The 26,393-nt window shown below is 58.7% G+C and carries 22 protein-coding genes and 3 tRNA genes; 21 read left to right on the forward strand and 4 right to left on the reverse strand.

What is annotated here, in order from left to right:
- The first annotated feature begins 12 nt into the window (after window positions 1–12).
- The 5 genes from AARI_RS07465 to AARI_RS07485 all read left to right on the forward strand — a co-directional run bounded on the left by AARI_RS07465 (window position 13) and on the right by AARI_RS07485 (window position 1,958).
- A tRNA-Lys gene (locus AARI_RS07465) sits at window positions 13–85 on the forward strand.
- 387 nt (window positions 86–472) lie between these two features.
- Window positions 473–545: transfer RNA gene (locus tag AARI_RS07470), tRNA-Lys, on the forward strand.
- Window positions 546–611: 66 nt separating this feature from the next.
- On the forward strand, window positions 612–1,103 hold the full coding sequence (bcp, locus tag AARI_RS07475) for a thioredoxin-dependent thiol peroxidase (RefSeq protein ID WP_013348714.1): 492 nt from the start codon (window positions 612–614) through the stop codon (window positions 1,101–1,103).
- Between the two features lie 92 nt (window positions 1,104–1,195).
- Window positions 1,196–1,280, forward strand: a tRNA-Leu gene (locus AARI_RS07480).
- A gap of 117 nt (window positions 1,281–1,397) precedes the next feature.
- Window positions 1,398–1,958 carry a MarR family winged helix-turn-helix transcriptional regulator gene (locus AARI_RS07485; RefSeq protein ID WP_013348715.1) on the forward strand — a complete coding sequence of 187 codons (561 nt, stop codon included), beginning with the start codon at window positions 1,398–1,400 and terminating at the stop codon, window positions 1,956–1,958.
- A gap of 24 nt (window positions 1,959–1,982) precedes the next feature.
- Here AARI_RS07485 and AARI_RS07490 read toward each other — a convergent pair whose 3' ends face one another.
- Together AARI_RS07490 and AARI_RS07495 are read right to left on the reverse strand one after the other, a co-directional pair.
- The gene (locus tag AARI_RS07490) at window positions 1,983–3,446 is read right to left on the reverse strand and encodes an SDR family oxidoreductase (RefSeq protein ID WP_013348716.1); all 1,464 of its coding nucleotides are present in this window, start codon (window positions 3,444–3,446) and stop codon (window positions 1,983–1,985) included.
- Complete coding sequence (locus AARI_RS07495; protein ID WP_013348717.1) at window positions 3,443–4,273, reverse strand: tryptophan-rich sensory protein; 831 nt, start codon at window positions 4,271–4,273, stop codon at window positions 3,443–3,445. The genes AARI_RS07490 and AARI_RS07495 overlap by 4 nt, the downstream gene beginning before the upstream one ends.
- Window positions 4,274–4,388: 115 nt before the next feature.
- On the opposite strand from AARI_RS07495, the gene AARI_RS18540 reads away from it, so the two are divergent.
- Genes AARI_RS18540 through idi form a run of 8 tightly spaced genes read left to right on the forward strand, consistent with a single transcriptional unit; the run spans window position 4,389 to window position 10,636 of the window.
- The gene (locus AARI_RS18540) at window positions 4,389–4,874 is read left to right on the forward strand and encodes a MarR family winged helix-turn-helix transcriptional regulator (protein WP_013348718.1); all 486 of its coding nucleotides are present in this window, start codon (window positions 4,389–4,391) and stop codon (window positions 4,872–4,874) included.
- Between the two features lie 12 nt (window positions 4,875–4,886).
- Window positions 4,887–5,990 (forward strand): polyprenyl synthetase family protein, encoded by a 1,104-nt coding sequence (locus AARI_RS18545; protein ID WP_157867115.1) that lies wholly within the window; start codon window positions 4,887–4,889, stop codon window positions 5,988–5,990.
- 5 nt (window positions 5,991–5,995) lie between these two features.
- On the forward strand, window positions 5,996–6,940 hold the full coding sequence (locus tag AARI_RS07510) for a phytoene/squalene synthase family protein (protein WP_013348720.1): 945 nt from the start codon (window positions 5,996–5,998) through the stop codon (window positions 6,938–6,940).
- Complete coding sequence (gene crtI / locus AARI_RS07515; protein ID WP_013348721.1) at window positions 6,937–8,529, forward strand: phytoene desaturase family protein; 1,593 nt, start codon at window positions 6,937–6,939, stop codon at window positions 8,527–8,529. Before AARI_RS07510 ends, crtI begins: the two co-directional genes overlap by 4 nt.
- Window positions 8,526–8,888 carry a lycopene cyclase domain-containing protein gene (locus AARI_RS07520; RefSeq protein ID WP_013348722.1) on the forward strand — a complete coding sequence of 121 codons (363 nt, stop codon included), beginning with the start codon at window positions 8,526–8,528 and terminating at the stop codon, window positions 8,886–8,888. Before crtI ends, AARI_RS07520 begins: the two co-directional genes overlap by 4 nt.
- Entirely contained in the window at window positions 8,878–9,234 is a 357-nt protein-coding gene (locus AARI_RS07525) for a lycopene cyclase domain-containing protein (RefSeq protein ID WP_013348723.1), read from the forward strand. Before AARI_RS07520 ends, AARI_RS07525 begins: the two co-directional genes overlap by 11 nt.
- On the forward strand, window positions 9,231–10,094 hold the full coding sequence (locus tag AARI_RS07530) for a prenyltransferase (RefSeq protein WP_013348724.1): 864 nt from the start codon (window positions 9,231–9,233) through the stop codon (window positions 10,092–10,094). Before AARI_RS07525 ends, AARI_RS07530 begins: the two co-directional genes overlap by 4 nt.
- Window positions 10,095–10,120: 26 nt before the next feature.
- Window positions 10,121–10,636: an isopentenyl-diphosphate Delta-isomerase gene (gene idi / locus AARI_RS07535; protein WP_013348725.1), complete on the forward strand. Its 516-nt coding sequence runs from the start codon at window positions 10,121–10,123 to the stop codon at window positions 10,634–10,636.
- Between the two features lie 160 nt (window positions 10,637–10,796).
- Here idi and AARI_RS07540 read toward each other — a convergent pair whose 3' ends face one another.
- On the reverse strand, window positions 10,797–11,258 hold the full coding sequence (locus AARI_RS07540) for a hypothetical protein (RefSeq protein WP_013348726.1): 462 nt from the start codon (window positions 11,256–11,258) through the stop codon (window positions 10,797–10,799).
- Window positions 11,259–11,426: 168 nt separating this feature from the next.
- Here AARI_RS07540 and AARI_RS07545 point away from each other — a divergent pair, with 168 nt between their 5' ends.
- The 4 genes from AARI_RS07545 to ilvC all read left to right on the forward strand — a co-directional run bounded on the left by AARI_RS07545 (window position 11,427) and on the right by ilvC (window position 16,628).
- Complete coding sequence (locus tag AARI_RS07545) at window positions 11,427–12,497, forward strand: IS1595-like element ISAar1 family transposase (RefSeq protein ID WP_013348727.1); 1,071 nt, start codon at window positions 11,427–11,429, stop codon at window positions 12,495–12,497.
- A gap of 569 nt (window positions 12,498–13,066) precedes the next feature.
- On the forward strand, window positions 13,067–14,950 hold the full coding sequence (locus AARI_RS07550) for an acetolactate synthase large subunit (RefSeq protein WP_041648652.1): 1,884 nt from the start codon (window positions 13,067–13,069) through the stop codon (window positions 14,948–14,950).
- A gap of 3 nt (window positions 14,951–14,953) precedes the next feature.
- Window positions 14,954–15,472: an acetolactate synthase small subunit gene (ilvN, locus tag AARI_RS07555; RefSeq protein ID WP_013348729.1), complete on the forward strand. Its 519-nt coding sequence runs from the start codon at window positions 14,954–14,956 to the stop codon at window positions 15,470–15,472.
- 124 nt (window positions 15,473–15,596) lie between these two features.
- A complete protein-coding gene (gene ilvC, locus AARI_RS07560; protein WP_013348730.1) occupies window positions 15,597–16,628 on the forward strand; it encodes a ketol-acid reductoisomerase in 1,032 nt (343 codons plus the stop codon).
- 189 nt (window positions 16,629–16,817) lie between these two features.
- Here ilvC and AARI_RS07565 read toward each other — a convergent pair whose 3' ends face one another.
- A complete protein-coding gene (locus AARI_RS07565) occupies window positions 16,818–17,426 on the reverse strand; it encodes a sunset domain-containing protein (protein WP_041649615.1) in 609 nt (202 codons plus the stop codon).
- A 247-nt stretch (window positions 17,427–17,673) separates the two neighbouring features.
- On the opposite strand from AARI_RS07565, the gene AARI_RS07570 reads away from it, so the two are divergent.
- From AARI_RS07570 to AARI_RS07590, 4 genes are all read left to right on the forward strand, one after another.
- Entirely contained in the window at window positions 17,674–18,375 is a 702-nt protein-coding gene (locus AARI_RS07570; RefSeq protein WP_013348732.1) for a class I SAM-dependent methyltransferase, read from the forward strand.
- A 673-nt stretch (window positions 18,376–19,048) separates the two neighbouring features.
- Window positions 19,049–21,487, forward strand: coding sequence for a helix-turn-helix transcriptional regulator (locus AARI_RS07575; protein WP_157867116.1), 2,439 nt, complete (start codon window positions 19,049–19,051; stop codon window positions 21,485–21,487).
- Window positions 21,484–24,150 (forward strand): helix-turn-helix domain-containing protein, encoded by a 2,667-nt coding sequence (locus AARI_RS07580; RefSeq protein WP_013348734.1) that lies wholly within the window; start codon window positions 21,484–21,486, stop codon window positions 24,148–24,150. The genes AARI_RS07575 and AARI_RS07580 overlap by 4 nt, the downstream gene beginning before the upstream one ends.
- 606 nt (window positions 24,151–24,756) lie before the next feature.
- On the forward strand, window positions 24,757–26,064 hold the full coding sequence (locus AARI_RS07590; RefSeq protein ID WP_013348736.1) for an ISL3-like element ISAar20 family transposase: 1,308 nt from the start codon (window positions 24,757–24,759) through the stop codon (window positions 26,062–26,064).
- Window positions 26,065–26,393: the final 329 nt, after the last annotated feature.

Here is a 26,393-nt window from a genome sequence, read left to right on the forward strand (position 1 = left end):
ATAAATAAATACGCGCTTTTAGCTCAATTGGTAGAGCAAATGACTCTTAATCATTAGGTTCCGGGTTCGAGTCCCGGAGGGCGCACAAAACAAAGGCCAGACTTCCATCTGGCCTTTTTTGTTTTTCCTAGAGAGGCAAGGCGAGCCGAAGGCAGGGTAGATGTGCTGGGGCTCTGACTCATCGCCTTGCGACCCGGGAGCCGCATTTGCGGTGCCAAAGGCCGCGGCGATCAGCGGTGGAGCCCACGGCATTGATGGGCCGCTAAGGGGGAGAGTGATTGCGAGCCGGGAAAGAAGTTATTTGTGTTTTAGATTACTTTGAAGTCGGATCGATGATGCTATCATAGATTTGACTAGGTCTTTTGTGGATCGAGATCGACTACTGGGCAATTTTTGATTTCATGCAACTTCTGCCTATGATTGTCTACGTCGCAAAGACGAGTTCGCAAAAAGAACTAGTCAGAGCGAATAAGCGCCTTTAGCTCAATTGGTAGAGCAAATGACTCTTAATCATTAGGTTCCGGGTTCGAGTCCCGGAGGGCGCACAGTAGATCCGATCTGATTCATCAGGTCGGATTTTTTGTATACCGCAAAGAAAAGAGGATCAGCTCATGAGTACTCCCGAGAAGACTAGCCGTCTAACCGCCGGTGACCAGGCCCCTGATTTCACCTTGCAGGACGCTGCCGGCAATTCGGTAGCCCCGGCAGATTACCGCGGCAAGAAGACCATCGTGTACTTCTACCCAGCAGCATCCACCCCGGGCTGCACCAAGCAGGCCTGCGACTTCCGTGATTCGCTCGAATCCTTGCAAGGCTTGGGCTATGCAGTAGTGGGAATTTCCCCAGACAAGATCGCCAAGCTGGAAAAGTTTGTCGCCAAGGAAGAGTTGAACTTCCCGCTGCTCTCCGATGAAGACCATTCCGTAGCTGAGGCTTACGGAGCATGGGGAGAAAAGAAGAATTACGGCAAGGTATACGAGGGCTTGATTCGCTCCACCATCGTGGTGGACGAAGAGGGCAAGGTTGCATTGGCTCAATACAACGTGCGTGCCACCGGGCACGTAGCCAAGCTGCGCCGTGACTTGGGTATTGACCCCAAGTAGAGTTTGCCCTTATCTGATTTCATATCAGGCAAGAGTTCCGCTACACTAAATGAGGTCGCCTTCAAGGAAACGCTGTTTCCGGTGTAGCGCTAGCGAGTATGGCGGAATTGGTAGACGCGCTGGATTTAGGTTCCAGTGTCTTCGGACGTGAGAGTTCAAGTCTCTCTACTCGCACCAACAAAACCCTGCGGTCTGCTTCCATGAGCCGCAGGGTTTTTGCATGCATTCGCATGCCGGCCATGAGGCGTAGGATCCAGGTAGGCCAGCGGCCGCGTTCTGAACAGGAGAAGCACTATGGCAGCGAAGGATCTGTCCACCATGTATGGGCTTTCCGAATCCGACCCCGAGCAGAAGCTGATCAACCGGGCGGGCATGTCCGCGTCGGATCTGGAGCAAATCGACCGGATTATGGCTGAAATGGGCCGGATGCGCCAGATTGAGCGCCGGATCATGCGCAGCTCCCAGGAATTCATGAAGCTCAACGAGACTGATATGCGCGCACTCCGCAAGATCATCTCTGCCAAGCACGCAGGAAGATCGGTCACCCCAGGCGAACTGAGCCAGTATCTGGGAATTTCCAGCGCCTCGGTCACCAAGATGATTGACCGCTTGGAGGCCCATGGCCATGTGCTGCGCACCAAGCATCCTACCGACCGCCGTTCCCAGTGCGTCGAGGTGACTGAGGAAACCCACTTGGCGGCTCGCGATCAAGTCGGACGCCATCATGCCAAGAGGTTCGAAGCTGCCAGTAGGCTCAGCAGTGAAGAACGCGATGTGGTGATCAAGTTCCTTGCCGGCACCTCGGATGCCATGGAAAGCAGCCTTGGTTCTCCTTTGGATGATGACGCCCGCTAAGTGAAATCCGCGGGGCGACGATAATCAGTCGGCCTCGTGCTTTTGCGCCGCGCGGACGATGTTCGCGATGGTAGCCGGGAAGATAGCTGCATGGAAGGGGTATACCGCCCACCAGTAGCAGCGTCCGGCAAGGCCTCGTGGGAAGAACACGGCCCGCTGGATCAATTCGGTTTGCCCATCGGTGCCCTTCTGGATTCTGTAATCCAGCCATGCCCGTCCAGGTGCCCGCATTTCCGCGCGCAAGCGCAGCAAACTGTTCTCCTCCAAGGCTTCCACGCGCCACCAGTCCAGCACATCTCCCAGCGCCAGGGTGCTGTGCGAGCGCCTGCCACGCCGGGAGCCTACTCCGCCGGCCAGCTTGTCCAGCAGGCCGCGCAGCTTCCACAGGCCGGGGAAAGCGAAATACGTTGATTCTCCGCCGAGCCGTTGCAGCACGCTGAACAGCTGTGCCTCGGTTGCGGTCGTGGTGGCCCGGCGGATATCGGTATAGGCCTTGTGTCCGGACCAATCCGGATCCGAGGGCAGCGGCTCTGCCGGAGCGGTCACCGGATGCGCAGTAGCCCAGCTGGTTGGCACCGCGTCCGCATCCATCTTCTCCAATGCCAGCTGCACGGCCCTGCGGTAGTCGCATAATCCTTCGGCGGGCGGGGCAATGAGTTCATCGATCTCCCGGGAACCCATTACGCAATCATGCTGCAGGGACTGGACCAGCGCCGAAGCAAGGGTGCGGGGCAAGGGGGTGACCAGGTTGACCCAGTGCGAGGCCAGCCGCGGGGTGAGCAGGGGAAGCGCCCAGATTTTCGGTTCGCGCAACCCGGCAACCTGCGCGTAGATCTTCATCAGCTGGGCGTAGGTGTAACTGGAAGGGCCTCCAATGTCATAGGTTTTATGGACCGGGCGCGGCAAGTCTGCGCAGGCGGCCAGATAGTGCAGGGCGTCGCGGATGGCTATGGGCTGGACCCGATTCAACACCCAGCGCGGGGCTGGCATCACCGGCAGGACCTCGCTCAGATGCCTGACCATCTCGAAGCTGGCTGATCCGGAGCCAATCACCAGCCCGGCCTGGAGCACCAGGGTATTAGCCGAAGTCGAGAGGATCTCGCCCACGGCCACGCGCGATGCCAAATGCTCGCTGAGCGCCCCGGCCGGATGCAAGCCCGAGAGGTAGACCAGCTGGCTAACTCCTTGTTCGCGCGCTGCTTGGGCCATGACCTGCGCGCAGGCTTTCTCCTGTGCTGTGAACTGGCGGGTTGAAGACATTGAATGCACCAGGTAGTAGACCAGGTCCGCATCCTTGCACAGCTTCGCCACTGCGGCGGGATCCTGCAGATCGCCTTCCACGACTTCAACTTGGCCGCGCCAGGGCACATCGCGCAGCCGCTGCGCATCGCGGGTGAAAACCCTGACCTGATGCCCCTTGCCCAACAGCAGCGGCACCAGGCGTCCGCCGATATATCCGCTTGCTCCGGTGACAGCTACCAGGCTCATGGCGCTGGCACCCCGCGCTTGCGCCAGGCGATGGCGATGGACCCGAGCAGCAAAAGCGCGGCGCATGCCAGCGCTGCGTACCCGACCAATTCAGACTGGTTGCTGCCGGCCAGCCGGCTCTGGCCAATCCAAGCCAATCCCCAGGCCATGGCCAAGGCAGTGAAGATCCTGCCCGAGTAGGCGCTGGTGCCAAGCCCGATTGCTACTGCCACTGCCAACAAGGCTACGGCCAGCCCTGGCGCCCAGGATGCGTTCTCGCCGAAACCCAGTGAGAGCAGCCAGGCAGAGGTGTTGGCGATGCTGGCCACGCAGACCCAGCCCAAGTAGATGCCAAAGGTCAACCACATGATCCAGTATTCGGTGCGCGAGCTCGGGGTTCGGGACACCATGATGGTCAGCATCCAGGCCAGGTATGCCACGAGGATGAAGATCACCGCGAAGCTCATACCTAGCAGGCCCAGCTGGACCACGGTAATCCAAGCCGCGTTCAGCAATGCGGAAAGCAATGCCGGGACGCGCAGGCTGGCTGCCCAGTCCGAGCGCCGTCCCGCGGCAGTGAGCTGGAAGATTCCGTAGACGGCCAGCCCTGTGTAGATCACGCTCCAGATCGAGAAGGCTGGTCCGGCGGGAGCCAAGAGCGTTGAATCGGCGCCCAGGTATCCTCCGGCTGCTTGCTGGATCGGGGTGCCGCCCAGTGCGCCGCTTCCGATGAAGGAGACTGCGATGGCCAGCACCAAGGCAATTGCGGTGATCACCGGCAGCGTCCAGGACACTGAAGGTGCGCGGGTTGGAGGGGAGGTGCTTGGGTAATCCGGAGAACTGCTCATGGGGTGCTCCTGAGGTCGGTGGAAAAGTTTTTCCCGTTTCGAGTCGACAAAACGAGATAGTTAAACCATGATGTATCTAGACAAGCTAAATATCAACTTAGCGAGAGAAGTAATCATGGAATGTTCACCTCCGCTGAACAGCTCGGAAGTCTTCCGGATGCTGCTCAGCCTCCACCGGTCCTATGAACTGTGTGAAACGCGCCTGCGCCACCGGCTTGACCTGAACGATACAGACCTGCGCGCGGTGAACCTGCTGCGTTCCATGCAAACACCCAGCTCCGGTCAGCTGGCACGTGAACTGGGCGTTTCCTCGGCAGGAATCACCTCGGTGCTGGACCGGCTCGAGGCCCGAGGGCTAATAGAGAGAAAGCACCATCCAGCGGACAGGCGGCGCACGATGGTGGCCGCAGGGCCCCGATTCCCGGAAGCCACCGGCCCAGGGCAAGTGCTGCTGCGCGGCGTGCACAAGTTCTACGCGCAACTGGATCCCCCTGGGCGCAGGAATCTGGCAGAGCTGCTGCAACAGGCCCGCACAGAGCTGGATCAGAGTGGAACGACCAGCGATGAAAACCAAGCAACCCCCGACAAATCCTTTCAGTAGGGAACCATGACCATGCATACCGCAACACACTTGGCTCAGCCGGCCACAGCCATCAGCGCGGCAATCGGCTCCGGGCTCATCGATGGACCTACCCGGCAAAAAATCAGCGACCGGCTGGAGGAGATCGCTATCCAGGCCCAGCGGCGCAGCGCCGCCTACTCGGCGCAGACCGCACTGCTCTGGTCCCGCATTTCCAAAAGCCTGGCTACCGGCAAGCTCATGCGACCTTCGCTGGTGATGCTCGGCTACCGGGCGTTTGGCGGCGGCAATGAGGCGCGCGCCATCGACCTGGGCTGCGCTTTTGAGCTGCTGCACGCGGCACTGCTGATCCATGACGACGTGGTGGACCGGGACTTCATGCGCCGTGGGAAAGCGACAATCTCAGCGCTGTACCGCGACCAGGCATCAGCCTCCGGCCGCAGCTTGGCCGATGCCGAGCATGCGGGAAATTCCGTCGGGATCATCGCCGGAGACCTGCTGATCAGCGAAGCGATCAAGCTCGCTGCCCGGGCCGCGGCCGGAAGCGACAGCGAAGCGGGTGTGGAGCAGGCCTTCTTCGAAGCCATCGAGCAAGCAGGAGCCGGAGAACTAGAGGACCTGCTCTACTCGCTGGGATCAGCCGCCGCCACGACCAGCCAGGTGCTGCGCATGGAGCAGATGAAAACGGCGGCCTACTCCTTCCAGCTACCCCTGCAGGCAGGAGCCCTGCTGGCCGGTGCCCATCCCGGGCAGGCAGAGGCCATCGGCGCAGTGGGCTGCCAGCTGGGAGTCGCCTACCAGATCATCGATGACGTGCTGGGCACCTTCGGTGATCCGGCGCAAACCGGGAAGTCAATTGAATCGGACCTGCGCGAATTCAAGAGCACCATCTTGCTGGCCCTGGCCAGCGAGGACAAGGAATTTGCCGCGCTGCTGAGCGGATTCCGCGAAGGGAAAGTGGACGCAGGCCGGATCCGCCATGAGCTGGCCGCCCACGGCACCGAGCGCTTCGCCAGGCAGCTGGCAAAGCAGCTGTGTTCCAGGGCCACCGGATCCTCGGCCTTCCTGGATCTGCCCGAAGAAGCACGGACGCTCTTGCACCAATGCAGCGCCCTGATCCTGGAACGGAGCAGCTGATAGCCATGACCCGGGAATTCTCGAGTACCGATACCACCGGCACCGCCGCCTTGGAGCACTACTCGCGTGCCGCCTCGCGCAGCGCAAGGGTAGTGCTGGGCGAATACTCCACCTCCTTCTCGCTGGCCTGCAGGCTACTGGATGCCTCCAGCGCCGGGCATATCGCCAACATCTATGCGCTGGTGCGCCTAGCCGATGAGATTGTGGACGGAGTGGCCTTCCAAGCCGGCCTGGATGATCCTGCCATCGGTGCGTGCCTCGACGAGCTGGAAGCAGAAACCCTGCGCGCCATGGACCGCGGATACAGCACCAACATGGTGGTCCACGCTTTTGCCATCACGGCCCGGGCCACCGGCATCAAAGCCGAGCTCACCACCCCGTTCTTCGCCTCCATGCGCGCGGACCTGTCTACAGGGGAGCATGATGCGCGCAGCTTGCAGGAGTACATCTACGGCTCGGCTGAAGTCATCGGGCTGATGTGCCTGCAGGTCTTCGCGGCAATGCCCGGCGCCCCGCAGTTGAACCGCGCCGAAGAACAACGCACCAAACTCGCTGCCCGCAGCCTGGGCGCGGCCTTCCAGAAGGTCAACTTCCTGCGCGATTTGGCGCAAGACAGCCAAGAACTGGGCAGGACCTATTTCCCGGGCATGGACCCGGAAGGCTTCGATGAGCAGGGCAAGGCCCTGCTGGTAGCCCAGATCAACCAAGACCTCGCCGCGGCCCGCGCCGGGTTGCCCTACCTGGCCCCGCAGGCAGCCCGCGCGGTGTGCCTGGCCCATGACCTGTTCCAGGAGCTGAACGTTCAGCTGGAGAAGGTTCCGGCCGCCGCTTTGCTGCGTACCCGCATTTCGGTCTCTGCGCCGCGCAAGGCGATGATCGCCCTGCGCGTGCTGCTGGGCGCCGGCACCCCCTCGCACCACAAGCTAAGAATGGAAGTATCAAGCAGATGAACCACCAAGACCAAGAGGTCGTTGTCATTGGCGGCGGGTTCTCCGGCCTGGCCAGTGCCGGGCTGCTGGCGGCCCGGGGCTGCAAGGTCACCTTGATTGAACAGCAGGAGCATCCTGGCGGGCGCTCCGGGCGCCTGGAGCGCGAGGGATTCCGCTTCGATACCGGGCCTTCCTGGTACCTGATGCCCGAGGTCTTCGATCACTGGTTCAGGCTCATGGGCACCAGCACCGCCGAACAGCTTGATCTGCGCGAACTGCCCACCGGCTACCGCGTCTTCTTCCAGAACCGCCAAGCACCAGCGGACTTCGGAATCGGCGCTGCAGCCAGCGACCTGTTCGAAACCCTGGAGCCAGGCAGCGCACCGGCACTGGAGAGATATCTGCGCACCGCCAAGGAAGGCTATGAACTGGCCTTGGAGCATTTTCTCTACGACGATTTCCATTCGCTGAAATCGCTGCTTGATCCAAGGATCCTGCGCCGGGCTCCGCAGCTGGCAAAGCTGCTGTCCACCAGCCTGCAGAGCCACGTGGCGCGCCGCTTCGCCAGCAATGAAATCCGCCAGGTGCTCGGCTACCCGGCAGTGTTCCTGGGATCAAGCCCGGAGAAAACCCCGGCCCTCTACCAGCTGATGAGCCACCTGGACCTGGCCGACGGGGTGAAATACCCGATGGGCGGCTTCGCCGCCGTAGCCGATGCCATGGCGCAACTGGCACGAAAGCACGGGGCGCAAATCCAGCTGGGCGCCACCGCAACAGCCATTGAAACCAGTACGGGGAAGAACCTGGCGGTCAGCGCGGTGCGCTGGATCGACGCAAACGGCACGCTGCACCGCACACCGGCAACCAAGGTCATCGGTGCGGCCGATGTCCGCCACCTGGAAGGCGAGCTGCTGCCCGAATCGCTGCAGACCCATACCGCAAAGAGCTTCGCGCGCAAGGACCCTGGACCCAGCGCGGTGCTGCTCTGCCTGGGAATCAAGGGCAAGCTGCCGCAGCTGGAACACCACAACTTGCTGTTCACCGAAGACTGGTCGGAGAATTTTTCGCGCATCCGCCAAGGAAGGGAACTGGAGCCGGAAACCAGCATCTATGTCTGCAAGCCCAGCGCCACCGACCCGGGCACCGCACCGGAAGGCTGCGAGAACCTGTTCATCCTGGTTCCAGCTCCGGCATTGCCAGAATGGGGGATTGGTGCGGCAGATGGCCAAGGCGATGCGGCCGTCGAAGCGGTCGCGGAGGCGGCCATCGACCAGCTCTCGGCCTGGGCACGCATCGATGATCTTCGCGAGCGGATCGTGGTGCGCCAGAGCATCGGACCGGGCGACTTCGCACAGCAGTACGGCGCCTATCGCGGAGGCGCGCTGGGCCTGGCCCACACCCTGGGGCAAAGCGCGATGCTGCGCCCGGGCAACCGCAGCGCCAAGGTGGAAGGGCTGTACTATGCCGGCAGCACCGTGCGCCCGGGAATCGGCGTGCCGATGTGCCTGATCAGCGGGGAGCTGGCCGCGAAAGCGGTGCTGGGGATCAAGGACGCCGGCCCGATGCCTGAAAACCGGTCTGTCATGCGCGCGCAGGAGGCAGGAGCATGATCTACCTGGGCACCTTGGTATTCCTGCTCGTCTGCATGGGACTGCTGGACGCAAAGGGCAAGCTCTTCATCTTCCGGCATCCGCTGCGCGGGTTCCTGGCCTTGGCGCTGGGTACCGGTTTCTTCGTGTTCTGGGACGTGCTGGCAATCAGGGCAGGAATTTTCCTGCACAAGGAATCACAGTTCATGACCGGGATCATGGTTGGCGAGCAATTTCCGCTGGAGGAAGTCTTCTTCCTGGTGTTCCTGTGCTATTGCTCCATGATCGCCTTTACCGGGTTGCCTGTGGCGGCCCGGGCACTGCGCAATCGGCGCCTGGATACCGTGGGGCGCAGGCAGGGAGGAAGCCATGTTTCTTGAAATGAGCTTGATCTTCCTGATCGTCGCGGCAGCCGTATTTGCCGCCGGGATGGCGGTGGGCAAGCAGAGCCTGCGCTCGGTGGCCAAGCCGTTGGGTGCCGCAATGGCGCTGATGCTTGCGCTCACCGCGGTATTCGACAATCTGATGATTGCCGCAGGGCTTTTCGGCTACGGCAGCGGCACGCTGACCGGCTGGCGCATCGGCCTGGCCCCGATTGAGGATTTCTTGTACGCCGCCTGCGCGGTCCTGCTGATACCGGGACTGTGGTGGCTGCTGGGCTTTGGCCGTACCGGTTCCACTACTAGCGCTTCAGAAGGAAGCACAAGCAGAAAGGATGGCTCATGATCCGCGGAATTGTGGCCAGCTCCCGGCCGATCTCCTGGGTGAATACCGCTTACCCCTTTGCGGCGGCCTATCTGCTGGCTGGCGGGGGAGTCGACTGGAAATTCATTCTCGGCACGGTATTCTTCCTGTTTCCCTACAACCTGCTGATGTACGGGGTGAACGATGTCTTCGACTACGAGTCGGATATGCGCAATCCGCGCAAGGGAGGAATCGAGGGGGCGGTGCTTTCCAAGCAGAGTCACAAGGCGCTGCTCATCGCATGCACGGTGTGCTCGCTGCCTTTCCTCATCGTGCTTGCTGCCGGCGGCGATGCAGCATCCAATATCACGCTGGCAGTTTCCATCTTCGCAGTGCTGGCTTATTCGGCACCGAGGCTGCGTTTCAAGGAGCGGCCGGGCCTGGACTCGCTGACCAGCGCTGTGCACTTTGTCTCGCCGGCTGTCTACGGGTGGGTGCTGGCCGGTTCGGCCGTGCAGGCGGAGCAATGGATGGTTTTCTTGGCGTTCTTGCTGTGGGGGATGGCAAGCCATGCTCTGGGGGCCATCCAGGATATTATTCCGGACCGCCAAGGCGGGCTGGGCTCGATTGCCACCGTGTTGTCGGCTCGCAAGACCATCTACCTGGTTCTGGCCTGCTACCTGCTGGCCGGCGGGCTGGTGGCTGTGGGTGTTTCGGGGATTGGCCGCTGGGCGGCAGTGCTGTCGCTGCCCTATGTGCTCAACGTCCTACCGCATCTTGGAATCAGCGACGCAAGCTCGGGTACGGTTAATCGAGGTTGGAAGAGATTCCTCTGGATCAATTACCTGTGCGGTTTCCTGCTGACCATGCTCCTGATCTTTTCAGCGTTTTTCACCTACTAGTCCCGGATGGGGATACAAGGAATTCAATGGACGTCATTTTGCTTTCGGAGGAAGGCCAGCGGATTGGCACCTGCCCGAAAGAATTGGTTCACACCACCGATACCGTGCTGCATCAGGCATTCTCCTGCCATGTGCGCAATGAAGCAGGCGAAGTACTGGTGACGCGCCGTGCGCTGTCCAAGGTGACCTGGCCAGGAGTTTGGACGAACTCCTTCTGCGGGCATCCGCAGCCCGGTGAAAGCTTTGAAGAGGCCATTGCGCGCCATGCGATGCACGAACTCGGTTTCAAGGTCTCGACTATCGAGCCGGCGTTGCCGGACTTCCGCTATCGGGCCGTGGATGCCTCGGGAATCGTGGAAAACGAAATCTGCCCGGTTTTCACTGCAGTTATCGACAGCGAAATCACCGCAAACCCGGATGAAGTCATGGACTACTGCTGGGTGGATCCGGCAAAGCTCGGCCAAGCCCTGCGCGCCACTCCGTGGGCCTTCAGCCCGTGGCTGGTCATGCAGGCAAAGGGCATCGCACTCTACGCCGCGTAGCTAGGCCGGCCCGGCCCGGAAACTGCCAGTTCTGCCGGAGCGTGCTGGTGCCGGGGCAGGCGCCGGAAGTGCTGTGCGCAAAAAAGGTCCTCTGGCCACCAGGTTCAAATATGAACCTGGTGGCCAGAGGACCTTTTGCTTTTGGAAAGTCGTTTATTGGCTAGACGAAGTTTTCAGTGCCTTCGATGGTGTTCATGAAGTGATCCATGAAATCAGCGAAGTCTTCTGCATCCGACTTCTGGTCGATAGTGGCGCCGATGCTGACCGCGTCGTCTACGTGGAAGTCCACACTTGGCGCTTCGGGGATGTTGAAGCGGAACACGCGGCCCGAAGAAATTGCTACTTCATAGCCGCCATCGCTGAGCTCGGCCAGCTGGTTCACGTTCGTGTTGTTGATATTGATGGCGTCTTCAGATGATTCCAAGCTGTTTGCGTTGACTGGCGCAATGATCAGTTCAGCTGGTTGGCGTCGATATCCAATGACCTTGAGCCCTCCGGAACCGGCGACGCCGGTGCCTGCCACGAGGTTGTAGCTGGCGAAGTTGGGGATCTGCGAGTCGAAGGCCGCATGGAGGCGGGCCTTGATCTGCTCGGTTGGATTTTCGTCTGGGCGGTTGTCCATACCTCCTATTCTACCGATAACTTTGGACAATTTGATCAGTCGCATCATTTATCGAAAAGGGGTATCCATTTAGTGGCCGATATCAGGAGTACGATCAGAAGCTAAGAAACTCCCGCGCTGCGTCAACAGCCGGGAGCATGGACTACACACCGTGGAGGGGTGTTCGTCATGACTCAGCCTACCCCTGAATCGACAGGAAACCGACCGCTGGCCGGGCGGGACTACCCGGCAGATCTTGCCCAGCTGCTTGCTTGGTTTTCCGACGATGAATCCTGCGTGGACTACTTGCAGTGGCTACGCTGGCCGGAGGGGATCTGTTGCCCTCGATGCCTTAGCGCGTTCGTGAACAACGAGCCTGATAATCGCTTTCGCTGCAAGAAGTGCTGGTACCGCTTCTCTGCTACCGCTGGCACCATCTTCGACAAGACCCGCACGCCGCTGACCGTGTGGTTCCAAACCGCGTGGTTGATGACCGCAGGAAAAAGCGGAGTCTGCGCGGCGCATCTGCACCGTGTGCTGCCAATATCTTCGTATCAGACTGCCTGGAGCATGCTGGGCAAGTTGCGTAGTGTCATGAGCACGCAAGACAGCTCGTTGCTCTCTGGGCGGGTCGAAGTCGATGAAAGTTTCTTCGGTGGCCATCGCCCTGGTCGCACAGGACGTGGTGCGGCAGGAAAGACTCTGGTGGCGGGCGCGATTGAAATTGCAGATGATGGGTGGGGGCGAGCGCGGCTGGCGATCATCCCTGATGCCTCGGCAGCATCGTTGCGTGAGTTCATCACCGCGAATATTGCTCCTGGCTCCACGATTGTTTCTGACGGGTGGAGGGGATATCGAAACGCGGTGGAAGGGTATGCGCATGAACCGGTGAGTGTCTGGAAATCAGGGCTTGAAGCGCATGCTTCCCTCCCGGCAGTGCACCGATTGTTTGCGTTGGTGAAAAGGATGATCGAAGGGACCTACCAGGGGTCGGGCAGCGTGGGGCACTTGCAGGAGTATCTGGATGAGTTCGTTTTTCGGTTCAACCGTAGGCACAGTACCCATCGGGGACTTGTGTTCATGCGCTTGCTCGAGCGCGCAGTGAAGCGAGGTCCAGTAACCTATCGGAACCTGGTGCGTAAGCCGGAGCCGAAGGCGGTTCATCCTCGCGGTGTTTCCGGACCGCATGCCCTGCCCGGGTCGATGGAGCGGGAGGCCTCGGAGCGGCCGTGGCGATCACCTCGGGCAACGCTAGAATAGCGTTTTTCCTTCGGCCACTAAATGGATACCCCTTTTATCGAAATATGTCATCGACACGTCATGGGTTATCTGATTGGTCATATTGACTCCTAGAATGGAAATTATGAGCCAGGATGCTAATCCATGCTTCATGCCATGATCCCGTGTGGTCATTGGTGCGATTCATGCATCTCTTGGATCAACGCTGTAAGCGAAGCGGCCTGGACGATAGGCGGCTTCCGCGCGGCAACTGGTGCTGGTCGCCGGTAAACCTCGTTTCGACTGGTGCGTTTAGGGCCAGTTGAACGAAAATGCTGAAGGTTGAACGTATTACTACGTCCAACCTTTGGACATCTATCTCATATAATGAGATAAACAGGGTGTCTAGTTGCTCTTTGCCGTGAGGTGGAGAAAACTAGAGGCATGCAAACAAGCACCGATGTACTACTAGTTATCAGGCGCGGAGCCTGAGCCGCTATCCAAGAGAACGGATAGTGCATCGGTAACGCGCAAGCCCCCTTTCGTCAATCGTGACGGCCGCGGGGCGTTTTTTATGCGTAAACGAAGAGATAGAAATGGAAAGGATCCCGATGAGCAACTCAACACCCGCCAATCCGGCGTCGGTTGCGAAGTCAATCAATCGAACCAAGGATGCCCCCGCCGCTGTCTCTTCCGTTGTGGAGGCTTCGAACCCGGTACAGGGTCCGAATAATATCGTTGCTCCCACACAGATGACGGGCTCACAAGCCATCGTCCGCTCGCTGGAAGAACTGGGCGTCAAAGACGTCTTCGGATTACCAGGTGGGGCCATCCTTCCCACCTATGATCCACTGATGGATTCGACCAAGATCAACCACGTCTTGGTCCGCCACGAACAGGGTGCCGGCCATGCCGCACAGGGTTACGCTATGGTGAGCGGGGAAGTGGGCGTCTGCATCGCCACTTCCGGTCCAGGCGCAACCAACCTCGTCACCGCACTGGCCGATGCCAATATGGACTCGGTGCCAATGGTGGCAATCACCGGTCAGGTCAATAGCGCATTCATTGGCTCTGACGCGTTCCAGGAAGCAGACATTGTCGGCATTACGATGCCGATTACCAAGCACGCTTTCTTGGTCACCAACCCAGAAGATATTCCGCAGACGCTGGCAGCCGCTTTCTACCTGGCACAGACCGGTCGTCCCGGTCCGGTGCTGGTGGATATCACCAAGGATGCCCAGACTGCGGACATGACCTTCTCATGGCCGCCAAAGGTCGACCTGCCTGGCTACCGCGTGGTCACCCGCGGACACAACAAGCAGCTGCGTGAAGCTACAAGGCTCATCGCTTCGGCAACCCGCCCGGTGCTGTACGTCGGGGGCGGCGTGATCAAGGCCAATGCCCATGAGCAGCTGAAGGAATTCGCAGAATTCATCAACGCTCCAGTGGTCACCACGCTGACCGCACGCGGCGCCTTCCCGGACTCGCACCAGCAGCACGTAGGCATGCCAGGCATGCACGGGGCCGTTTCTGCAGTGACCGCACTGCAGCAGTCGGACCTGCTGATTACCCTCGGTGCCCGCTTCGATGACCGCGTCACCGGCGTGCTCTCGTCCTTCGCGCCAAACGCCAAGGTAATCCACGCCGATATCGACCCTGCTGAAATCTCGAAGAACCGCGTGGCCGATGTGCCTATCGTGGGCTCGCTGGATGAAATCATCCCGCAGCTGCATGAAGCCTGCGCCACCCGCTTTGAAAATGAAGCCCCGCAGGATCTGACCGGCTGGTGGGGACTGCTCAACCGCCTGCGCGAAACCTACCCAATCGGCTACACCGAAACCCATGATGGACTCTCGGCTCCGCAGAACGTCATCGGGCGCATCGGCGAGCTGACCGGTCCTGAAGGCGTTTATGTGGCAGGCGTAGGCCAGCACCAGATGTGGGCCGCGCAGTTCGTCAAGTACGAGCGCCCGCGCTCATGGCTGAACTCCGCAGGCCTGGGCACCATGGGCTACTCGGTACCCGCAGCAATGGGTGCCAAGGTAGCGCAGCCGGACCGCGTGGTGTGGGCTATTGACGGTGATGGTTGCTTCCAGATGACCAACCAAGAGCTGGCCACCTGCGTGATCAACCAGATCCCGATCAAGGTTGCCATCATCAACAACTCTTCGCTGGGCATGGTACGCCAGTGGCAGACCCTGTTCTACGATGGCCGCTACTCGAACACCGATTTGAACACTGGACACGGCACCGCCCGCATCCCGGACTTCGTGAAGCTGGCAGATGCCTACGGTTGCGTGGGCCTGCGTTGCGAACGCGATGAGGATATCGATGCCACCATCCAGCAGGCACTTCAGATCAATGACCGCCCGGTAGTCATCGACTTCGTGGTCTCGGCCGATTCCATGGTGTGGCCAATGGTCCCATCGGGTGTCAGCAATGACCAGATCCAGATTGCCCGCGGCATGACCCCTGAATGGGAAGATGAGGACTAGAACATGGCAAAGCATACGCTTTCGGTACTGGTAGAAGACGTTCCTGGCGTGCTGACCCGCGTCGCCAGCCTTTTTGCCCGCCGTGCCTTCAACATCCACTCGCTGGCTGTAGGCCCCACGGAAATTCCCGGCATCAGCCGCATGACCGTGGTGGTGGACGTCGAGGGGGATTCCCTGGAGCAGGTGACCAAGCAGCTGAACAAGCTGGTCAACGTCATCAAGATCGTGGAACTGCTGCCGGAAACCTCGGTACAGCGCGACCACATCATGATCAAGGTGCGCGCTGATGCGGCTACGCGCCTGCAGGTGACCCAGGCCGCGGAACTCTTCCGTGCCTCGGTGATCGACGTTTCCACCGATTCGCTGGTGGTTGAGGCCACCGGCAACGCAGCGAAGATCGATGCGCTGCTGGCAGTACTTGAGCCATTTGGCATTCGTGAAATCGTCCAGGCCGGCACGCTGGCTGTGGGACGCGGATCGAAGTCTATGAGCGACCGTGCCTTGAAGACGCTGTCCGCCTAAGCGCACCACGACTTCAAGAGACACGAACTACAAAATTTAGATACTTGGCACCTAGCTTAGAAGAAAAGCAAAAGTGCCTAAGCACAAGACTTCTTTATCAGAAGCACAAATAAGGAGAATTACAGTGGCTGATCTGTATTACGAAGACGACGCAGACCTCTCGATCATCCAGGGCAAGAAGGTAGCTGTCATTGGCTACGGCTCCCAGGGCCACGCCCACGCACTGAGCCTGCGCGACTCGGGTGTCGAGGTTATCGTCGGCCTGGCTGAGGGCTCGAAGTCCCGTGCCAAGGCTGAAGCCGAAGGCCTGAAGGTCGCTACCGTTGCCGAGGCAGCTGCTTGGGCAGATGTCATCATGATCCTGACCCCGGACCAGGTCCAGGCCCAGGTCTACACCGAGTCGATCGCAGAGCACCTCGAAGAGGGCAACGCACTGTTCTTCGGCCACGGCTTCAACATCCGCTTCGGCTTCATCCAGCCACCAGCCAACGTTGACGTGGCACTGGTTGCTCCAAAGGCGCCAGGTCACACCGTACGCCGCGAATTCGAAGCTGGCCGCGGTATCCCGGACCTGATCGCAGTGGAGCAGAACTTCACCGGCGGCGCCAAGGAACTGGCTCTGTCCTACGCAGCAGGCATCGGCGGCACCCGTGCCGGCGTTATCGAGACCACCTTCACCGAAGAGACCGAAACCGACCTGTTCGGCGAGCAGGCTGTGCTCTGCGGCGGTACCTCCCAGCTGGTCCAGTACGGCTTCGAAGTCCTGACCGAAGCTGGCTACAAGCCAGAAATCGCCTACTTCGAGGTGCTGCACGAGCTGAAGCTGATCGTTGACCTGATGTGGGAAGGTGGCATCGCCAAGCAGCGTTGGTCCATCTCCGACACCGCTGAGTACGGCGACTATGTCTCCGGCCCACGCGTCATCACCCCAGAGGTGAAGGAAAACATGAAGGCTGTCCTGGCTGACATCCAGTCCGGTGCTTTCGCAAACCGCTTCATGGAAGACCAGAAGGCAGGCGCTCCAGAATTCAAGGAACTGCGTGCCAAGGGTGAAGCGCACCCAATCGAGACCACCGGCCGCGAACTGCGCTCGCTGTTCTCCTGGATCTCGGATGCATCCTCGGATGACTACGTAGATGGTTCCGTAGCCCGCTAATCGCGAGCTGAGAACTAGCTTTATTATCTGAAAGCAGCTGGCTCCAAACGATAGGAATATCGTTTGGAGCCAGCTGCTTTCGCGTAAGGGAAACTTGCGTCATGTTCAAGAAATCGACCTCGGCTGATTCCCATGCGGGAATCAGCCGAGGTCGATTTTCAGCTAGTTGGATGACTCTGGCTAGGTAGCTTAGATCTTCGAAGCCCGGTAGCCGGCCTTGCGTGCATCGGATCCAGTCTTGAAGCATTCTTCAGGCTTGGTGATGTCGTAGAAGCGCTGGCCCTTGACGTGGTACTTCCATTCTTTCTGGCTGCCTGTGCGATTGCCCTTGACCGGGTATCCCGCAGGGCAGTTCTTTGCCTTGCCGTTCATCTTCACGGAACGTTTGGCCGCCGCTTTCTTTACCAGCAAGGTTTGCGTCTTCTTGACCGTCGAGGTCTTGCCCTTGAGCTGGTACTTGACCGTGGTGGTTACCTTGTAGGTGCCAGCTGCAAGCTTAACGGACTTCTTTTTGCTTGCGATGGTCTTCTTGCCCTTGACCACCTTCAGCAATGCTGATTTGATCTTGACGTTCTTTGCCTTGGAATAGCTTGGCTTGATCGTCGCTTTGGCCGAACCCTTGACAGTTTTCGTACCAATTTTCTTGATGGTTACCGCCGGAGCCTTTTTCTTTGCAGCAACGACGCTGGCGGATGAAATGCTGGCTGGCAATGGAGCGGCCGCAGCCGCGGAGACACCTGAGAATACAAGGGCTCCCGAAGCGATTACTGCGAGCGAACGCTGAACTAGTTTATTCAATTTCTCCCCATGGAAATTCGAGCGAGCATGGGCACCGAATCGGCCCATACGCTGATTCTAAACCGAATGCTGAATAAAACGAATCACTTGCTGTAATGGAGTTCTCCAGTGCTTGAATGGACAATGCCGAATGCGGCACGCTGCGGTGGTTTGGCTCCGGAACGATACCCGATCAGATGCGTGTATTCCCAATGGTTGGTTGAAATCATCTGTAGGCTAGGGCAAAACCCTACGAAGGAGAATTCCGGTGCCGCAGGAAAGCAACTACGACGATTTCGCCAAGGACTATGCCGACGAGAACGAATTCAGCATGCTTAACGCCTACTATGAGCGTCCAGCAACGTTGGAACTTGCCGGAGATGTCGCTGGCCGCAAAATCCTGGACATCGGATGCGGCGCAGGGCCCCTGGCGGAACAACTGACCAGCCGCGGAGCCACCGTCTCAGGATTCGACACCAGCCAGGAGATGGTGGAACTGGCGCGCCAACGGCTGGGCGGCGGATCAGACATCAAAGTAGCGACCTTGGGCGAGCAGCTTCCATATGAAGATGACAGCTTCGATGATGCCATTGCCTCGCTAGTGTTCCACTACCTGCCGGACTGGAGCTATGCCTTGGAAGAAGTCCGCCGCGTGCTCAAGCCTGGCGGCCGGTTGATCATGTCGGTGAACCACCCAATCCTCTATCCGTTCAACCACCGCGGCCAGGACTACTTCCAGCTCACCCGGTACACCGATGAAGTGACTTTCAACGGGAAGCCCGCCGAACTGACCTATTGGCATCGTCCGTTGCATGACACCATGACGGCGCTGATCTCCGCCGGGTTCGCCATTGCGCGCGTCTGGGAGCCACCGTATGCCAAGGATGCGCCTGAAGGCGTGATTCCTGAGGCTTTGCGCGAACGCGACGCTTTCTTGAGCTTCCTGTTCTTCTCACTGCGCGCTAATTAGGTTGTGGATCATCATTCCCAGTTCGCACATCTAAATCGCAATTGACGGGTGTAGGGGAGTGCTGATGCTGCCTGTACTACTTGCCGTTTTCGCGCAGGCAAAGTAACAGGAACGAGAGTCAACGGAAGGTTTGCGATGCCTTGCCGAGGGTGACAATCGTGGAACAAGTGAATTTCGAGTATGAAACAAGTTGCCTGCGCTAAGCCTATGCTTGTTTGGAGTGCCGCACTTCGCGCTAATTCGAAAGCTAATTTGTTCCAAGTCAAATCGAAACCTAGGGTGCTCTGCTCATAGGTGTATACCAACCCCCTAAAATGTGTCTGTCAGATGAATATTCTGAGAAGTGACTGAGGATCATTTTCTGGCGCTGAACCCGTGATTTCTAGATCGATTCGTTCTAGGATGATCAATTACGCAGGTGGAACAAAGTGGTCAACCTGTAATTTGGGGGACTTGAACCGAATGGGGCGGTTTGAAAATGGAGTATTCACGTTTTTCGTCGTTTAACGATGCCAGCTTGGGGCTAGGGCATTGGAGCGAACTAAACTATTTGAAGGAATTGTCGAGGATTCCTGAATTGACGATGGAGAAGATCCTCTCCAATCAACACGTCATGGGAGCAGTGATTTCCGGGCCCCCGGGCAGCGGCAGACGTGCCTGGGTAGAAGCCGGAATGGAAAAACTCGAAAATCCACCGCAGCTGATCCGCTTGAATGGCAGCAACTTCGGTACCAAGGTTCCGTTGGGAGCGTTGTCATACCTTCTTGCCCGGCTGGATCTGGACGACTACACCTCGCGGCATGAACTGGTCCACGGGCTGGGACGTATCTTATGCAGTGAAAACCGGCCGGCCGCCGTTATGCTCGGCCGCCCCGAGCTGATCGACGAGGAATCCAGCTCGCTGCTGGCCCAACTGGCCACCATGGGCAAAATCAAGCTCTTCGTGATTTGCGAGCAAATTCAAGACCTGCCTGGAGACCTTTTCGCGCTGTACCGTTCCGGGCGTATCAAGCACCGGCTGATCCATCGCATGGACAATGCGGAAACACACCAGTTTGTGGAATCCGAGCTGGGCGGACCAGCTTCAACCTTCAGCTCGGCAGTGCTTCGCTACCTCACCAGTGGCAGCCGGGAACTCATGTCCAAGTTAATCCAGTGCTGGCGGGACGACGGGCAGCTGTTGCAGCGCAATGGCAGCTGGATCCTGAAATTATCAGGGTTCGGCACAGGATCTGCCACCCATGGGCTTTATTCGCTAATGACTCGCGGCTTGGACTCCCGCGAATATGATCTAATGTTGGCTATTGCCTTGGGCGGACCGGTGACGCTGGAACGAATACACCTCTGCGAGCTGACTGAATCACTGGATGTGCTGCTGAACCGGGGCCAGGTCAGGTACCTGCCCGGGGCAAGCCGCCGAGTTGGTCTCTGCAACCCGTTGCTTGCGCTTCTAGTGCGCACCGATGAGCAAGAAAACAAAAAGGAATCGGTGAAAGCACTGCTCAAACAGCTTCACGCCGACCCGTTGGCGGCCCAGGTGCTGGCTCAAGTACAGGCGCTGAGCGACATGAACGACCATCAAGCGCAAATTGCTGTGGCTAAGAGATACCAAGCTACTGGCTACGGACCTGACGCATGGCCAGCTGATCCCAAGACACGGATGAAGATCGTGGACATGCACGTCAAGGCCTTGGCCATGACCTCGCAATTCCAGCCGGCTTTCGAAGTTATCGAAGTGGCTCGGACTGGGGCTATGGCAGCGCGTGATAAGAATGCTCCAGATGAGGCCTTGGATGCTGCACTTCAGGAACTGGACCTATTGGCCCAGTTCGTTAGCCACCTCGAAGACGAGATGAGCAGAACGAAGAGCGATATTTCCAGCACTCAGGAACTCGTTGAATCGGCCAACTGGATGAACGAATCCCTGCGCTTGCGTGCCCTGTCTGTCCAGGCCTCGGTATGGGCCGCCCGGCAGCGTCAGGCGGATGCCTTGAAGCTGACGCTCTACGTTGACAGCAGGCTTAAAGACACCCATCTGATGAGCTCTCAAATATCTACTTTCGATCCCGAAGACGCGGTGGATATCGAATTCGAGTTGCTCCAAGCTGAATTGCTCAGTGGACATTGGAACCTAGCACTGGAACGTTCGAAGAAGCTGGCTTCCGGATTCTACAGCAGCCCGCTTTCAGTGACCTTCTCAGAAACCGTGTACGGAATCCTGCTGGCCTTGGACAATGACCTTGATGGAGCCGTGGCCGTACTGAAAAAGAATCGCGAACAGCTGGCTGCCGGGCAGAGGCCACTGTTGCCAGCAATTATCAACGCCATCACAGCATATGAGCTAGCTCGTTCTGGGCAACGTCATGAAGCCTCGGCGATGCTCGAACGCAACAGCTTGTACCACCCGACAGTCGATGTCCCAGTGAACTTCTACCGCTGGGTTCAAGAAATCTTTACCGCGTTGACGCATGCCGAAATTGGTGCGACAGATCTGGCGTTAGACATGCTGAAGAACTTCACCACTCAGATGCGGGGTGAAAGCCATACCCTGCTTGAGTCACTGACATTGGGATACCGGGTTCGGCTTGGAGACAGCGAAGCACTAACGGATTTCCTGCGCGCCAGCGCACTGTGCCAAGGAACAGTAGGTGAAGGCATGTCGCAGGTCGCTAAGGCCATCGCGGCAGGAAATTCATCCTGCACTGCTGCTGGTTTGGGCGATCTGGCCAAGCTGGGCCACGTCTTGTTCTCCACGGCATCCAACAACCGTATTTTTGCAAATCTAGAAATCAGGGACCAACGCAAGATTTCCCGGATTATCAACGAATCCAAACGTTCGCACGCAACGCAATTCAGTGGCATGGCTGCGGAGCTTGAGGAATCTGGTGAGTACCGGCCGGCCTGGATGCGCGAACTGACCAAACGTGAAGTGCAAATTGCCAAGCTGGCAATCGGGGGCAAATCGAATGCGGAGATCGCCAAGGCCAATGGAGTATCAATTCGTACCATCGAAGGCCACCTTTACCAGGTGTATTCGAAGCTGCAAGTTCGCAATCGACAAGAACTGACCGCGCTGGATCGTTCCAGCCAGGGCACAGCAGGGCTCAGATGACACAAGAATTACAGGTGCACCGGACCCATCCAAGTGAATATACCGAGCTGATCCAGGTACTCAAACGCAGCGAGCCTTCTGGAGCGGTCATTCTCGGCGCGTTGGGAATGGGCAAGACTACCTTGGTTGAATCCGCCCTCCAAGCACTGGGGTTTCCAGAACCGGTGATGCGGCTCTACTGCACGCGTTCGCTGAGCGAAGTGCCTCACGGAGCCTTGTCGCCGTACCTTGGCGGTCTTGAGAGCATCGAAAATCCAGTGACCGTGTTGCGCGAACTGAACCGAACCCTGCTCGCGTCACCGAGCGTTTCCGGAACCCGCATCGTGGTGGTGGAGGATGCGCAGTATCTTGACGCCCAAAGCTGCTTCATCCTCTCCTTGCTGGTGGAAAACGGTGTCGTCAAAGTCCTAGCCTTAGGTGGAAGCAGCTTGGAAGAGGGCACGCCGTTGGCCTCTCTCGGCGAGTTGCCCGCCTTCACCCGGATCCAGATGCAGCCACTTGACCGCGAAGGCATAAGACAAGTTGCCCAGAGCATCCTGGGACGACAGCTCAGCGAAGGCTCAATTGGCATCATCGAGAGAGTCAGCGGCGGAAATCCGCGCTTTGTGGAAGCCTATGTAGCATCTTGCATGGATCAGGGTACCTTGTTCCAGGACACGTCACTGCTCCAAGATCAAGCCGTTCATGAGCCACTCTGGGTGGTTGCACGTGCGCTGCCCGAAGTTGATGCACGTCTGCGGGCGCTAGGTCGTGAGTTCTTCCGTTTCGTTACGGCTGAAGAGGAACGTACACTGCTGCTTCTGGCGTTGGCCGGTCCTCAGTACAAGGCGTTGCTCGACGAGTGCGCACTTCCATATCGCAGGATGCTCAGTTCCGGCGATCTGGAAGTGCGCGGCGAAACGGTCTCGGTGCGCTCTAAACTGCTGCAACGTACCTTCCGGGAACTTGCTTCCGTGCAGCAAAATGCTCAGCTGAACGAGCTTTGGGCAAGGGCACTGTCTGCACTGGGGATGGAACCCAATGCACGTGAGATCCTATGGTGCTTGGAATTAGGAGTGGAAGTTCCCAGCGAACAAATCTTGGCCTGTGCATCTGGGGCCGCTGCCGAGATGAATTTCCGTGTGGCTTTGCGCCTGTGCCTTCTTGGGCAGCTGCCACAGCACCACGAGGAAGGCGGCTTGCTGGAAGCTCAGGCGCTTTTGGGCCTAGGGCGGCACTACGCAGCACGGGCCCAGCTGCTTCGGCTCATCGACCAGCTGACAGACCTGGATTTGCTGGGCCAAGCCTATGCCCTGTTGCTGGAGGTAACTAGCTGCATCGGGGTCGATGTCCAAGAAGCAGCGATCATCATGGACAAGTGGCAGGATGCTGCCGCAGGGTACGAGGACAAAGCCGCAGTCGAGCGATTCCTGGCACTGCACACCGACGCTTTAAGGGTCCTCAAATTCTGGGTCGGAATCAATACGCCCTCCGGAACGCTGCCAGAGGTCCAAGACATGCGCGACTACCTTGATGATCCCGATCTGAACGTCCAAGCGCGGATCATTGCCATGTTAGCGCTCGGAGACCGATTGACTAGCGAAGGCTTGTGCCATGATGCCTTAGACGTTCTATACCCAGCGATGCAGCTGCTCAAGGAGCATGCTGTATTGGGTACTTTGTACGAAGTACGCGTGTTCTTCCGCATCGGATGGAACCTGCTGTTCTCCGGTGAGTATGGGAAGGCACAGGCCTTCATTGGACAGTATCGCGGGGACCGTCTGCGGATCATCCACCACTACCGTGGGTCGGTCGCACTATTGGACGGAATTCATGAACTACTTCAGGGAAGGGTACGCAAGGCAATCGAGAAGATGGCTGAAGCCATCACCGAGTTGCGCACATTCGATACAGCGCAGGTACTGGCATTGGCATGCAACGTGTATCGCATGCTGCTATACCGCTTCGGGCTGCCCCAGCCTGAAGCGCTCCAGCAGGCTCTGAATGAAAGCCAAGACAAAGGTGCGTCTGCGCTATCTGGCCAGCTCGGCGAGGAATCATCGGAATACCGGATCTTGGCTCGCGGATTCGCGGCCGCACTTGAGAGCCCTTATGAGGGGGAAAGCATTCGTGACTTCCAGCTGATCCACCGCGAAATCCTGTTCAGCAAGGTCCGGCAGCTCTCGGACGATGAACTATCCAAGAACGCCGATCACGCAAGTTTGCGCATGCTGGCCAAACAACAACAGGGCACGAGAGCGCGCCTGCTGTCGCGGTTGGCGGAACTGCGGATCAGCGAGGGCACTGAAGCGTTGGAACACCTTGCAGACGAAGCATTGCAATGTTGCGAGAACCTGGTGGCCGTCGAAGCACTGGCGCGGGCAGCTGAACGCCACGCTGCCGCCGGTGACCAGAGGCGCTGCGGTGCCTTGCTGCGGCGAGCCACGGAGCTGATCGAGCAGCATCAGATGGACCCGGGCAAGTACCTGGCCAGAGTACTTGCCATGACTGAGCTGACATCCAGGGAAGCGGAGATTGTGAATCTGGCGCGCCGTGGGTTGAATAATGCGCAGATTGCACGGAACCTGATTCTTTCTCAGCGGACAGTTGAAGGTCATTTGTATCGGGTTTTCTCCAAACTGGGAATCAACGAGCGGTCAGAACTCAAGAAAATCAGTTCCTGAGTAGGTATCAAAGCGGAGCAGAACATCCGGGTGCGCGCAATCTTGGAGTAAGTACCACCCGTGTGGAGCCAATGCAGTGTGCGTATTGTGAATCACGGGAGCAGACGAACAAGGTGTATGTTCTCGTTTCTCACGAGTGCGGACCGCTATGGCATGAGAAGAGTGCCTGGAAAGCGAGCCTCACCCCGGAACGGGGCCGGCGGCTCGTTGATCCTCACGGATCGCCCCCAGCACGGTCGCCGGCTCCTTTTGACCGCAGGCTCCGTACCAGTAGGCATATTCGCCTCGTGGTACGGAGCCTTTGCCATGCTCGGAAAGAAGATCCAGGTGGCAGCGCGCAAGTACGATCCGAGTGAATTTCGGGTAGGCGTACTTGAAGACCCAGGCCCAATTGGGTGTCAGGCACTCGTGCACCGCCATTGATTGCACCATAGGCTCAAGCCAACTAGAGAATCGGACTTTGGGGAAAGGGGCTCTTCAGGATTGAGAGTGTAGCCACCTAAAACCAACACCCGGGATCCCGGGCATGTCGCCAAAACGCGAAAAAGTCGAGGTCTTCCAGAAGAATGGAAGTTACCACACAAACATTCTTGAAAGACCTCGACGTTGCTCAATTCTACCTTCACCGAACCAGACCTCACCACTTTCACCGGACTTGATGGCTTAGGACTCACCGCGATTGGGCAGTGTCTGGGCGCAGCGAAAGCCGAGATCCTCTGCCACGTCACCACCCCGAACCCGTGGTGCCGCACCTGCGGGGGCGAAGGAACACCGAGGGATACCGTCACCCGCAGACTTGCCCACCAACCCTTCGGTTGGCGTCCGACCGTCCTGGTCATCAAACACCGACGCTACCGCTGCGGCCACTGCCAACGGGTGTGGCGTGAAGATCTGTCCAGAGCTGCACCGGAACGCCAGAAAATCAGCAGGACCGGCCTGGCCTGGGCCTTGAACGGTTTGGTCTGCCAACACCTCTCCGTCTCACGGATCGCCGAAGGACTCGGCGTCACTTGGAATACCGCCAACGACGCAGTGCTGGCTGAAGGCCAACGCCTGCTGATCGATGACCCTGCACGGTTTTCCGGCGTCAAGGTCTTAGGCGTAGACGAACACGTATGGAGGCATACCCGCACCGGCGACAAATACGTCACCGTCATCGTGGATCTCACCGCCGTGCGCGATGGCACCGGCACCGCACGCCTGCTGGATATGGTTCCAGGAAGGTCCAAAGCCGTATTCAAGACCTGGCTGGCCGGACAAGACGACCAGTGGAAGCAGGGCATTGACGTGGTCGCGATGGACGGGTTCACCGGCTTCAAAACCGCAGCTGCCGAAGAGCTTCCCCACGCGGTGGAGGTCTTGGATCCGTTCCATGTCGTCAAATTGGGTTCCGAGGCCCTGGATCAAACCCGGCAGCGGGTCCAGCGCGAACAGCATGGCCGGCGGGGACGCAAGGATGACCCGCTGTATAAGTGCCGTCGGACCTTGACCACGGGGCTGTCCTTAGCCACTGACAAGCAGAAAGCCAAGCTTGAGGACCTTTTTACGGCGCCGGAGTATGAGCCGGTTCAACTGGTCTGGAGCGTGTATCAAAAGATGGTGGATGCCTACCGGCAACCGAAACCAGAGATCGGGCGGTGGGCGTTGGAGCAACTAATCAACGGGGTTGGCACAAAGGTCCCGAAGGGGTTGCCGGAGCTGAAGAAGCTCGGTGGCACCCTGCGGCGGAGGAAGACGGACATCCTCGCGTATTTTGACCACGTCGGCAGTTCAAATGGGCCTACTGAAGCGCTCAATGGCCGGTTAGAGCATTTGCGGGGTATCGCGTTGGGGTTCAAGAATCTGACGCACTATATCGCACGGTCGTTGCTGGAGACTGGCGGGTTTAGGCCTTGGTTACACTCTCAATCCTGAAGAGCCGGGAAAGGCCGATTCACTTGCTTGGGGAACTTGTATATTTCTTGGGGGAATACAAATGATGTTTGTTGTATTGCCGATTTGCAACGTCCCTTGCTCCACCTTCAAGCTGCACCAGGTGGAAGCAAGCCATGTCGCAAGTTAGCAGTAGGTTAGGGGAATCGGAACTCGGAACCTTAAGCGGTTGGACACTTACACGTCTGTGAGTATTGAAGTGGCTGGTCTGGGACTAGCTGGCAGGATAGGAACCAGCCGTCCCACCCCCCTGGATGTGGCTCATTACACAACTGACCCGAAGGGTGTCATCAGGTGGACTTGTCCATCCA

This window comes from Glutamicibacter arilaitensis Re117 (assembly GCF_000197735.1).
Classification (GTDB): Bacteria; Actinomycetota; Actinomycetes; order Actinomycetales; family Micrococcaceae; genus Glutamicibacter; species Glutamicibacter arilaitensis.